This is a genomic window from Mariniphaga anaerophila (genome assembly GCF_900129025.1).
Classification (GTDB): Bacteria; Bacteroidota; Bacteroidia; order Bacteroidales; family Prolixibacteraceae; genus Mariniphaga; species Mariniphaga anaerophila.
On sequence record NZ_FQUM01000007.1, the window covers coordinates 1 to 11,769 of the forward strand.

The 11,769-nt window shown below is 41.1% G+C and carries 7 protein-coding genes; 3 read left to right on the forward strand and 4 right to left on the reverse strand.

Annotation, left to right across the window (positions count from 1 at the left end; all coding sequences use genetic code 11):
• Positions 1-123: 123 nt before the first annotated feature.
• Positions 124-6,390, forward strand: coding sequence for a T9SS type A sorting domain-containing protein (locus tag BUB08_RS14500; RefSeq protein WP_083570782.1), 6,267 nt, complete (start codon positions 124-126; stop codon positions 6,388-6,390).
• Positions 6,391-6,538: 148 nt separating this feature from the next.
• On the forward strand, positions 6,539-7,279 hold the full coding sequence (locus tag BUB08_RS14505) for a nitroreductase family protein (protein WP_073002635.1): 741 nt from the start codon (positions 6,539-6,541) through the stop codon (positions 7,277-7,279).
• Here the strand turns inward: BUB08_RS14505 and BUB08_RS14510 are convergent, their stop codons facing one another.
• From BUB08_RS14510 to BUB08_RS14525, 4 genes are all read right to left on the reverse strand, one after another.
• Positions 7,280-7,996: a LytR/AlgR family response regulator transcription factor gene (locus tag BUB08_RS14510; RefSeq protein WP_073002636.1), complete on the reverse strand. Its 717-nt coding sequence runs from the start codon at positions 7,994-7,996 to the stop codon at positions 7,280-7,282.
• Between the two features lies 1 nt (position 7,997).
• Positions 7,998-9,059, reverse strand: a complete 1,062-nt coding sequence (locus tag BUB08_RS14515) for a sensor histidine kinase (RefSeq protein ID WP_073002637.1) — start codon at positions 9,057-9,059, stop codon at positions 7,998-8,000.
• Positions 9,059-9,769, reverse strand: coding sequence for a glycosyltransferase (locus BUB08_RS14520; protein WP_073002638.1), 711 nt, complete (start codon positions 9,767-9,769; stop codon positions 9,059-9,061). Before BUB08_RS14520 ends, BUB08_RS14515 begins: the two co-directional genes overlap by 1 nt.
• A 77-nt stretch (positions 9,770-9,846) precedes the next feature.
• Positions 9,847-10,608 carry an SDR family NAD(P)-dependent oxidoreductase gene (locus BUB08_RS14525; protein WP_073002639.1) on the reverse strand — a complete coding sequence of 254 codons (762 nt, stop codon included), beginning with the start codon at positions 10,606-10,608 and terminating at the stop codon, positions 9,847-9,849.
• 116 nt (positions 10,609-10,724) lie between these two features.
• Between BUB08_RS14525 and BUB08_RS14530 the strand changes: the two genes are divergently transcribed.
• Positions 10,725-11,765 carry an AIR synthase-related protein gene (locus BUB08_RS14530; RefSeq protein ID WP_073002640.1) on the forward strand — a complete coding sequence of 347 codons (1,041 nt, stop codon included), beginning with the start codon at positions 10,725-10,727 and terminating at the stop codon, positions 11,763-11,765.
• Positions 11,766-11,769: the final 4 nt, after the last annotated feature.

Below are 11,769 nucleotides of genomic sequence, written 5' to 3' on the forward strand. Positions count from 1 at the left end.
GCTGGAACAGCCAGTTGACGACCTACTCGATCAAAATCAAAATGTCAATGAACTTAGTTTATTTTAAGAGTAAAAAATTTATTGCATCAGTAATAAATTAAGTTCAATTAAAAAAGAAATGCTATGAGAAAATCATTTACTTGGTTCTTGAGTTTAATGGTACTCCTTACCGCCTTTGCGACCCACGGGTATGCTCAGGAAACACAGGAGACTGTTGAGCTTTTTGCAGAAGGAAATGCCTCGTATTGTTACGATGAGGCGAACGATTACACGGTAACAATCTCAGTACGGGATTTTATTAATTTAAGCGAGTTCGATCTGAACCTGGAATTCAACGACGAAGTTTTTGAGTTTGAAGGGGCTACTGATGCTCACGCTTCTCTTGCTAGTGGAATTTCAGTTTCCGAAGCTGCGGGAGTTGTTAATATTACCTGGTCGGATGATGCTACCACTATAGGAGACAATGTAAGAACAGATGTACTTGTTCTTCATTTTTCTGTTTTGGGCTTTCCTGCTAATGTTGCTACTTCTTTTAGTAGTAATATGGCATGGGGCACAACCGAATTTTGGTATGATATTCCTGGAGATCAGGATTTAGTTAATACAGATATTTCAGTAGGTGGTTCTCTTACGGTTACTGTAGGAATGACCGGTATTGAAACTGTTGTTACTACAGAAACTTGTGCCGGAGGCGATGTTACTTTGTCTGTAACTGCACCTGATGCAGCATATTACCTGTTTAATGAAGATCCTAATCCTACAAACTGGACAGGTGCTTGGTCAACTTCACCTGATTATGATGTTGAAGCAGGAGACGTTGTTACTGTTCGCGTAAAAGACGCCAACGGTTGCATTTCTTTGCCTGTTTCGGTAAATGTTCCGGAAACAGTTGAGCCAGTATCTTTTACTGTTGAAACACAAAACCCGACATGCTACGGAGCAAAAGGTTCTGTTGTTTTCAGTGCAATGGGAGGAACTGCTCCTTATACTTATTATATATCTGAAAATGCTGACGGTTCTGACGCTGTAGAAAAATCTAATTTCCAGTTCAATCAGGAACCCGGAACTTATTACGTTGCAGTTCAGGATGCTAACGGTTGTGCTAATTTGGCCGACGTTGATTATTGGCAGGAAGTTACAATAACAGACGAAAATACAGTTATTACCGGAACTGTTACGGTTACAAATGTTGCTTGTAATGGTGACAATAATGGAGAAATTGACGTTGAAATTTTAGAAGACGGTAGTGCAGCAGTAGATGTATACCAGGTTTCTATTGACGGAGGAACTACTTGGGGAACTGCCGGAGACTATACATTTGAAGATCTTTCTGCAGATGATTATTCTGTATTTGTAAAAAATAGCAATGGTTGTGTTGTTGAAATCGACACAGATGTTGAAATAACAGAACCGGATGCTATAACATTCGATATGGAGATTACAGATACATCCTGTGGTGGTACTCCTGACGGGCAAATAGCTGTTACAAATATTGTAGGAGGAACTGCGCCATACTATGTAGCCATTGTAGAATCCGGAACCGGAATTGAAACTGGCTTGGGTGGTATTCCAACTGCCGGGATTACTTTTAGTGATCTTAACCCTACTTATTACAGCCTGACTATTACTGACGCAGCTGGCTGTGTTAAAGAATACGAAAACCCGAATTTGACAGGAAACGTCATTGCTGTGATGTCACCTGATAATATTCAGTTTAAAGTTGAAGTTACAGATCCTTTATGTGCCGACGGTGATGCAATGGTTGAAGTTGTTAACATAACTGGTGGAACTGGAAGTTATGAAATTCTGTTTAATGGTGTTGCTTCTACTGAAGATGAAGTAAACACCTTCGTTTGGGCATATCCTTATGATGCATTGACTGTTACTGTACAGAATACAGAAGGAGATGCTTGTCCTGTTCCTCAGGATTTTGATGCTGACGATGTTGAAAATCCGCTAGAATTGACTGCTTCAGTTTCAGATGTTTTTGCACCTACTTGTATCGAAGGAAATGATGGTAATATTTACCTGAACATTTCAGGGGGCACAGAACCATACTATTATTCAATTAATGGAAGTTCCTGGAAAGAAAATACAGATGGTCTTGCCATTATTCGCGTGGGAGTTGGAACTCACACCATTACAGTAAAGGATGCCAACAATTGTGAAATTGAACAAGAGATTTCACAGGAAGTTACTATGGAAGAAAATGTAATAGATGCAGTTTCTGATAGCAACATCGCTTGTTTTGGTGATAAAGAAGGAACAATTTCTGTAAACTTCACCAGCTGGGCTGATGGTTTGGATGGAATCGATCCTTTGCGCGGAGTTCAGTACTTTGTTGAAAACGAAGCTGGTCAGGTTAGTTCATTTGGCCCGTCCAATATCGTTGCTGCAGCTAATGTTACTAAGTTTAACGCAGGAACATACATTGTTTGGGTTGTTGATCAATATACATGTGAATCAAATCGCGTTGAAGTAGAAGTAACTGAAAATCCTGAATTGTTGATTGACGTTGTTTATACTACAGCTGCATCGTGCTTCAATACATTTGAAGGTACTATCACTGTTCACGCAACAGGTGGAAATGTTCCTGAAGGAACAATGCTTGAGTATGCTGTTGTAAATAATGAAGCTGCTCTCGGAAATATTGCAGACAATCTTTGGTTGGATTTTGAAACATATAATGATGTAGATTATGACCCGGCATTGAGCACTGTAAGTTTTAATGTTGATGGTGGAACATATTGGATTGCAGTTCGTGACGAAGATTGCGACGAAAAATGGTACGGCCCAATCGAAGTTGAAGGTTACAAAGAATTGTTGGTTGATGAAGATCAGATTACAACAACAGATCCTCTTTGCTTTGAAGGAGAAAACGGTTCTATTACTGTGCCAATGAGCGCAGTATCTGGTGGCGCTGGTTCTTATATGTTCACTCTTTTACAGTGGGTTGCCGACGAATGGGTTGCCTTGGAAGATTATACTGATCAGGCAACTGGTGAATTCTCTAATTTGCCTGCTGGTACTTACGCTGTAATGGTTGAAGATTCGGAAGAGTGCCCGTCTTACACAACTGAAGACGATATTGAATTGGTAGAACCTGATGAATTAGAATTTGCAACTGAGTTCCAGCACATGAGGTGTGAAGGAACTAACGATGGTTTAATTACTGTTACAGTTACAGGTGGTACTCCCGGATACAGTTACGCAATAAATAATACCAATTCATGGATTCCGTTTGGAAAAGATGCGCTTGGCGATGACTTAACTGTTAAAACTCACATTGCAACAGAAGTAGGTACATTTGATGTTTACATTAAAGATGCCAATGGATGTATGGCTGGGCCAACTACCGTAACCATTCGTCAGCCAGAAGCATTAGGTGTTAATTTCCTTGATAATATAGACGCTACTTGCTACGGAACTCCTAATGGAATAATTAATGTTGAAGGAACAGGCGGTTGGGAAGATTACACTTTCTACGGATTTAAAGTAGATGACGGCTCTTGGAGTTCTTCTACAACCTTTGGTGGCTTAGCCGCAGGTGAGCATACATTATATGTAGCTGATTTCTTTAATTACGATTCTGTTGATACTTTGCAAGACTTGAACTGTGAATATGCTATTCCGTTTGTAATCGGTTCTCCCGATCCAATAACTTACGACGTTGTAGTAGAAGACGTAAGTTGTAAAGACGGAGCCGATGGTTCATTAACTGTAACTGTTTTGAGTGGCGGAACTCCGTTTGTTGACGAAGATGGAGATGATGACGGATATCTTGTTCGTGTAACAGGTAATGCTTACGACGAAACAGTTTATACAGGAGAAGATTTTACACATACTTTTGCTGACCTTGCACATTCTCACTATACAGTTTACATTGAAGATGCAAACGGTTGTACTCTTGCTCCTACAGTTGGAGATAAAGAAAGTCCATATGTTACAATTGAATCATGGGAAGTTCAGGAACCTGCTACTTACCTGACTTTGGATCCGGAATGGGTATCAGACGTTACCTGCTTTGACGGAACCGATGGTAAGTTTGTACTTATCGCTGATGGCGGTACCGCTCCTTATAAATACTGGGCTGGTTTGTCAGTAGAACCTGACGGTCACGTTCTTGTTCCTGAAGCACCTGCTGAAGATTCAGAAGAATGGCAGGAAAGCAATGAATTTAATGTTGGCGCCGGTACCTGGGTAACCTGGGTAATGGATGCAAACGGATGTATCGTTGGCGGTGAATACGAAAATGGCGTTCCTGTTAACAAATGGCGTGTTAAAGTTAAACAGCCTGATGCAATCGAATGGGATTTCCTTGCTGGTGAAGGCGGCGTTATTTTCCAAGAACCTACTTGCTTCGGCGAATCAGATGGTAAAATCTATTTGACCAACATTTCTGGTGGTTCTGGTACATACAACGCACACGTTTGGGGTACTGATGCTGCCGGTGAAGATGTTGATATGACATTCATGGATATTGAGTCTGTAGAAGGTTTCTATATTTTGGCAGGTATCCCTGCAAGTGATGCGGCTGGATTCTCTGTTACTGTTACAGATGACAATGATTGTATCTCTGAAATTGACGAAATTGTTATTACTCAACCTGAACAGGTTACTGTAAGCCTCGAAATCGTAGACGGAACATCTTGCTACGGTTCAGTTGATGCAGTTATCGAAGCTGTTGCTAACGGCGGAACAGGAGCAGGAACATACGAATATCAGTTATTGAAAAATGGTGTTGTTCATACTCCATGGCAGGCTGTAGCCAGCTCTTTTATTGTTGAAGTTGGAAATACTTTCACCGTACAGGTTAGAGACGGAAACGGTTGCGAAGCTTCAGATGAAGAATATCTTGAAACTCCTGAAAAGGTAGAATTCACTTGGCAAAATCTGGCATGTGCAGGTACTGAGTTTGCAAAAGTAGGCTTTACTGCTACTGCAACAGAAGGACGCACACTGACTCTTTATTACAAAGAATACGAACAGGTAGATACTTATACTGCATATCCTGTTGCATTCGCCGGTGAAGACGTAATGACTCTTATCGTTGACGATGTTTTCCATTTCGATAACGAAGAACTGTTAGACAGACACTATGCAGTTTATGTTATGGATAGCGAAGGTTGTGTATCTGGAATGGATACTTTAACTATCGACGCAATTCAAAGTGAAGTTGCTGCAGACTTTGTCCTTACTGAAAGCACTGAATGCAGTGAAACATACACTGTAACTGTTTCTGGCGGTGTTGGGCCTTATATGCTTACAGCTGCTGATACTTTAGTTAGCGGATGGAGTAATGGAATGACTATTACATTGCCACGCGGACAGCACATGCTGAAAGCTATGGATTCACATATGTGTGCCGTAGATTTTAACCCTGAAGTTGTAGGCGAATATGTAACACGTCAGGTTGATGCTGAAGCGTTCATCGGTGGATACGAAACTCATTTCGTTGATGAAGAAGCCGGAGTTGACGAAATGTTGACTGCTAGTGAAGATCCTTACGTATATACATATATGTTCGGCGACTGTGAAAGAACATTGGAAGTAACAGTTGTTGAAGTTCCAAGACCGTTGACAATTGCTGAAGTACAGGGAACTGGTTCAGAATCTGAATGGATTGATGAAGTTATCACTGTTACTGGTACTGTTACCGGAGTTGTAGAAGGTGAAGGTTTCTTCATGCAGGATGCTAATGCTGCGTGGAGCGGTGTTTGGGTTGCATATGCTAATGCAGCAGACCTGGCCATCGGCGACGGTGTTGCAGTTGCAGGTACAGTTGGTGAAGTATCTTCTGTTACTACTATCTCTGCTTCTTCTGTTGAAATGGTTGATGCACCGATTGTTGTTGAAGCTGTTGAAGTTGATGCTCCAACCGATGTTGAAAACGAAATGTACGAAAGTGTACTCGTTAAAGTAGCTGGTGGCCGTGCTACCGCAGCAAACGAAGCTAACGGCGAATGGACAATTTACTACGAAGCTACAGACGACGTTGTTGTTAATGATTGGCTTTATGTATTTGTTCCTGCCGAAGGTACATACTACAACGTTACAGGTATTGTTAATACCCGTATGGAAGAATTCAAAATGGAACCAAGAATGGAATCTGATATCGTTGACCTCGGTCTGACACCGTCTCCAATTGTTCCTGATGGAGCTGTTGAATTCAGTGTTTACCCGAATCCGTTTAACGAAAGGATTTTCATTGATAATAATGAAAAAGTGGCCAGAGTTGTTATTAACAACATTGCTGGTCAGCAAGTAATGGACATCGAACATCCAAATCGTGAGATCCGTACTGCTAATCTGGTTAGCGGCGTTTACGTAATCAGTTTATATACTGAAGACGGCGTGAGGGCCAAATCAGTTAGGATTGTTAAAAGGTAATACCGAATTGATTGATTAAAAAAGGGGGGAAGCCACAGCTTTCCCCTTTTTTTATGCTTTTTTTTCGAGTAGAAGTAGTCTTAAGAGTTTTTCCAGACCACGAGTTTTGGTTAGTTTTGCTTTCAGTTACTTTTGAAAATAGATTATCATGGAATTATTAAATCAACACGCAAGTATCCGTAAATTTGAAGATCGAGCGGTAGATCCCAAAATTCTTGAAAGTATTGTTTATTCAGGGAGTCGTGCTTCTACAACCGGTAATATGCAGCTGTACAGCGTTGTGGCTACACAGGATAAAGAAAATAGGCAAAGGCTGGCTCCGCTCCACTTTAATCAAAAGGTGGCGTTAGAAGCTCCTGTATTGCTTACGTTTGTTGCCGATTTTAATCGGTTTTCTAAATGGTGCACGCAGAATTCGGCTGAGCCCGGATATTCCAATTTTCATTCCTTTTTTTCTGCGGCAATAGATGCTTTGCTTGTAGCACAAAATGCCTGTATTGCTGCTGAAAATTACGGCTTAGGTATTTGTTACCTGGGAACAACAACTTACAATGCTAAAGAGATTATTGATGTTTTAAAGCTTCCTAAGCTGACTTTCCCGGTAACTACTGTTGCGATAGGGTATCCGGCAGAAAAGCCCGAATTGACAGACAGAATTCCGCTGAAGGGAATACTGCATAACGAAACTTACCACGATTTTAACGAGGCTGAAATTGACGAGCTGTATGCGTACAAAGAAAACCTCGAATCGATGAAGCAGTTTGTTCTTGAAAATGGGAAAGAGACGTTAGCGCAGGTTTTTACAGATATTAGGTACAAAAAGTCTGATAACGAATTTTTTTCTGCAAAGATGTTGCAGACGATTAAGGAGCAGGGTTTTTCCTTTTGATTACATGTTTTCGCTAATGAATTCCATAAATTCCTGACGGTAGCTGCTTCCTATCGGCAGTCGTTTTTTGTTTACAACAACCGAATTCCCTTCAATGAGCTCAATATTATCCAGAGAAATAATGAATGATTTGTGAATTCGGTAAAACTTGTCGGCGGGTAGCATCTCAACTATTTTCTTCATGGAAAGGTTAGCCACTATTTTTTGGGAAGTAAGGTGTATCTGGATGTAATCGCCCAGACCTTCGATGAAGCAAATTTCAGCAAAATTGACTTTGTATGTTTTTTTATTCGATTTAATAAAAATGAAGTCAGGTGAATCAGCTTTCGTTAGCGCTGTCCCTTTTTCCAGATTTTTTAAGCGGAGCAGCTCTTCTGCTTTATAAAAAGCTTTGCAGAACCGTTCGAACCCAAATGGTTTTTTCAGGTAATCAACCGCGTCCAGTTCAAACCCTTCCAGCGCGTATTCTGAGTAAGCCGTTGTAAATATTACAAGTGGAGCATTTTTTAGATTTTTCAGAAATGAAATACCTGAAAGTTTAGGCATGTTAATGTCTAAAAAAATCAGGTCGATTTGTTGATTTTGCAACACCTGGTGCGCACAAATTGCGTCGTTGCATTTTGCTTCTACTTGTAAATTTGGCAATTTCTTTGCGTATTGTTCAATCACGTTCTGAGCCAGAGGTTCGTCATCCACAACTAAAGCTTTTATTTCCATTTTATTTCAGTTTTAAATGAAGCTTTACCGAATGTATCCGGTTTTGATGTTCGATATTGAGCTGGTAGTCGGACGAAGCATATAAATGCTTCAGTCGTTGTTTTACGTTCTCAAGCCCTATTCCACTGTTCCTGTTGTTTTTGTTGGGGACAGGTTCGTAGTTGTTCTTAATACTGAACGTTATCCAGTTATCCGACTTAAAATCGAAATTGATTTTTATAAAATCGTTGCCCTCTGTTCCGGGTAGTCCATGTTTGAAGGCATTATCAATAAACGGTTCAAAAATCAGGGGGGCGATTTTTCCGTTTGGTATGGCGCCGAGCGTGGTAATCTGAATGTCGACATCATCGGCAGCACGTATTTTCTGAAGCGCTATGAAGTTATTAACAAACTCGATTTCCTTGTCAAGTTCAATAAAATTCGCCCTCGATTCGTAAATAATGTGGCGCATTAAATCGGCCAGTTGTAATAGTAGCCCCGGCACTTTTTCTGAATTTGTTAGTGCAAGAGAGTAAATATTATTCAGGGAGTTAAAAAGAAAGTGTGGATTGAGCTGTCCTTTCAATGTTTTTAGCTCAGCTTCCAGTTTTTGTTGTTCAATTTTCGCGAGCTTCAGGTTTAAATCCTGCATGGTCAGCCAATCCTTAATAAACTTAAGAAATGATGTAGTTACCACGTAGATAAGTGTCGCCGAAAAAAAGGCGGCGTGCAGGTTCACATCAAATGAACTAAACCTGATTCCCACGTCCAGAATATTTCGAAGCGGGAATATTAACAGGAAATGGATAAACAGGCTCGAGAAAGAGAGCAATACAATCAACCAGAAAACGTAAAAAATGTAATTCTTTCGTTTTAGAAATTTCGGAATCAGTACCCAAAGGTTGACGTAAACAGCCAATGCAAAGCCTACGTTTGTTATGAATGCTTTTGAAAGAATAACCAAATCGAAATGAACCCTGTTTTCGTTGTAGTAAAACAACAACAGGGTCAGGAGCATACTCACAAACCAGAACCCAATATGAATTGCCGGTTTGATAAGTTTATTTCGTTTGGTATTCGGCATCAGATTCGGTCACGTTTGTGTATTAGTTTCCTGTAGTAATAAAGCAGCGGGTTAGTGTATTTTAAATTTTTCCACGGCCTGCTGGAGTGGGGCAGGTGAAGCACTTCTATTCCTTTTGCCAGGTAATTTATATATCCTGCCTTTTTCGATTGCCGGCTGATTGTTACATCAAACCAGTCTTTGTTTGCCGATAATTCTTTAAAACTGAATTTTTCCAGAAACTGCAGAGAAATGCACGTGCAGCAAAAACTCAGGCTATGTGAAGTCTCGATTGTTTTATCGCTTTTGGTTTTCTCAAAAGTATACGGAAAATTGTAGTTCCCTTGTTTGTCAACGGTAATTGCGCCCACCATGCCGGCATCTTTTTTCGTGTTAACCAACTGAATTAGCTGCCTCAGCGTATCTGGCTTTACAACAACGTCCGACTCTACAATAATCAGCGGTTTTCGTTTTTCGATGGCCATGGTTTGTGCCATTTCAAGCACCAGCTTATAGTTGGGCGAAGGCGTGTTGGTAATGTCCTCCAGGTGAATCAGGTTGAAGTTCAACTGTTGTTGCGCTTCAACCAGCATCTGCCTGGTTTCCTTCTGGCTAAAATCATTGTACACATAATACTCAATGTTGTAGTCCGACTGGCAAATTGCATCAATGGTTTCTATTGTGGTTGTCGGGGAGTCCTTTACCGGAGTTATTACAATTGCTTCTGTCATTTCAATTTATTCATGATTGCAAAGTTAGGCTGTCCTTCCGAATAATTTGATTTTTGCCCGATCTTTCTTGAAACGGCTTACGCTTTTCGATTGAAATCTCTCGAAAACGCCTGATCGGTAGGCATCACCAAAATGTCGTCAATGTTGACGTGTTTCGGGCGGGTAACCACAAACAGAATGGTGTCTGCGATATCCTTTGCCGCAAGTGGTGTAATTCCTTCGTAAACTTTATTTGCACGTTCGCTGTCGCCGGCAAACCGCACCAGCGAAAACTCAGTTTCTACAGCTCCTGGTGAAACCGAAGAAACTTTAATGCCGTGTTTCAGAAAGTCCAGCCGCATTCCTTTGGTAATTGCCTGCACCGCATGCTTTGTCGCACAGTAAACATTTCCCATGGGGTACGTTTCTCTTCCGGCAATCGACGAAATATTTACAATGTGGCCTTCTCCTTTTTCAATCATCCGGGCAGAAACCAGACGCGAAATGTACAGCAATCCTTTAATGTTTGTGTCAATCATGCGTTCCCAGTCATCAACGTTTCCGTTGTCGATTCCGCTTAGTCCGGCAGCAAGCCCTGCGTTGTTAATTAAAACATCAACCGTTTGCCATTCTTCCGGCAAGCTTTGAATCGCTTTTTCTGTCTCTTGCTGGTTCCTGATGTCAAAGTTCAAAACATGTACTTTGCTATCGGTTTCATTTTCAATTTTTTCTTTCAGGGCGTTCAGCCTTTCGTTTCTCCTTCCGGTAATTATCAGATTGAAATTGTTCTGAGCCAGCAGAGTTGAAGTGGCTTCGCCAATGCCGGATGTTGCGCCGGTAATTAATGCTGTTTTTTTCATTGTATTACGACTTTTTGTAGTTCCGCCGAAATTAAAAAAAATAGCTAATCTTATGGATAAATCACTTACTTAATTACCTTTGCTTTGGCTTTAATTACCAGAAAAACCATGTAAATATGAAAGAAGCGATGCAGCAAAAAGAGGAATTTACTTTAGACTCAATTCCTGAACCAACAGATATTGAGAATATTATTTATTCACTCATGGTTAACCCCAATTTGTCGAGCATTAATTATTTTAATGATTTTAGTGAAGCCGGGATTTCTCCCGAATCTATCGGAGACGGGGACAACGACGAGATTGGTTTGTTTGATATTGATAGCACCGGCACGAGTTTGGCCATGAGCACTCATGCGTTTCATCATCATCTTGAAAACGACCCGCAAAAAGCCACCGAAATTCTAATTGCCAGGGCGGCTCGCAAAATGCTTTGTCTGGGTGCGCAGCCAACTGCAGTGAGCGCTTTTTTATATCATATTGATTTTGCCGATCCAAACGGGCAGTACATTGCATCGGGAGCGAAAAAAGGGCTGGAGAATGCTGCAGAAAAATTTAACCTGAAAGTTTCTGATAAGAAAATACGTTTTGACCATTTTTCCGGGCATGGGCCGGTTCCGCCTACAATCATAATAAGCATGGTGGGCGTGGTTGAAGACAAAGAAAAGCTTACGACTCACGCATTTAAACAAAAAGGAGGAAATATATTTTTGATTGGCCGTTCGGTAGAAGATATTGGTTCGTCCGAGTACCTCGAGTTTTACCACGGCATTTCAGACTCTCCGCTGCCGGCTTTTAACATGGAAGATGAACTTAGAATTCAGGCGGCCATGCGCGAGTTGCATAAACTGGGCTTGTTGCAAAGCGCCAGTCCGGTCGGTAAAGGAGGTTTGTTTTTTACGCTTCTGCGTGCCGCCATTCCCAACGGACTTGGCTTTGATATTACCACCGATGCGGAAACACGAATGGATTCTTTTCTTTTTGGAGAAGCAATGGGCCGAATTTTGCTTGAGGTAGAGTCGGAAAAAGAGGACGATTTTGTGGATTTCATGACCGGAAAGAATATCCCGTTTTTTACGCTGGGGCACATAACTAAAGGGGAATTAAGAATCGACGACAATTCGTTAGGATACATCGATAAAATGACCCCGGGCGTGTAGTCGC

Bases quoted from the DNA above. Each gene is read 5' to 3' on its own strand.
- BUB08_RS14520 (WP_073002638.1), bottom strand. From the start codon at position 9,769: ATGACAGAAGCAATTGTAATAACTCCGGTAAAGGACTCCCCGACAACC.
- BUB08_RS14510 (WP_073002636.1), bottom strand. From the start codon at position 7,996: ATGGAAATAAAAGCTTTAGTTGTGGATGACGAACCTCTGGCTCAGAAC.
- BUB08_RS14500 (WP_083570782.1), top strand. From the start codon at position 124: ATGAGAAAATCATTTACTTGGTTCTTGAGTTTAATGGTACTCCTTACC.
- BUB08_RS14505 (WP_073002635.1), top strand. From the start codon at position 6,539: ATGGAATTATTAAATCAACACGCAAGTATCCGTAAATTTGAAGATCGA.
- BUB08_RS14515 (WP_073002637.1), bottom strand. From the start codon at position 9,059: ATGCCGAATACCAAACGAAATAAACTTATCAAACCGGCAATTCATATT.
- BUB08_RS14530 (WP_073002640.1), top strand. From the start codon at position 10,725: ATGAAAGAAGCGATGCAGCAAAAAGAGGAATTTACTTTAGACTCAATT.
- BUB08_RS14525 (WP_073002639.1), bottom strand. From the start codon at position 10,608: ATGAAAAAAACAGCATTAATTACCGGCGCAACATCCGGCATTGGCGAA.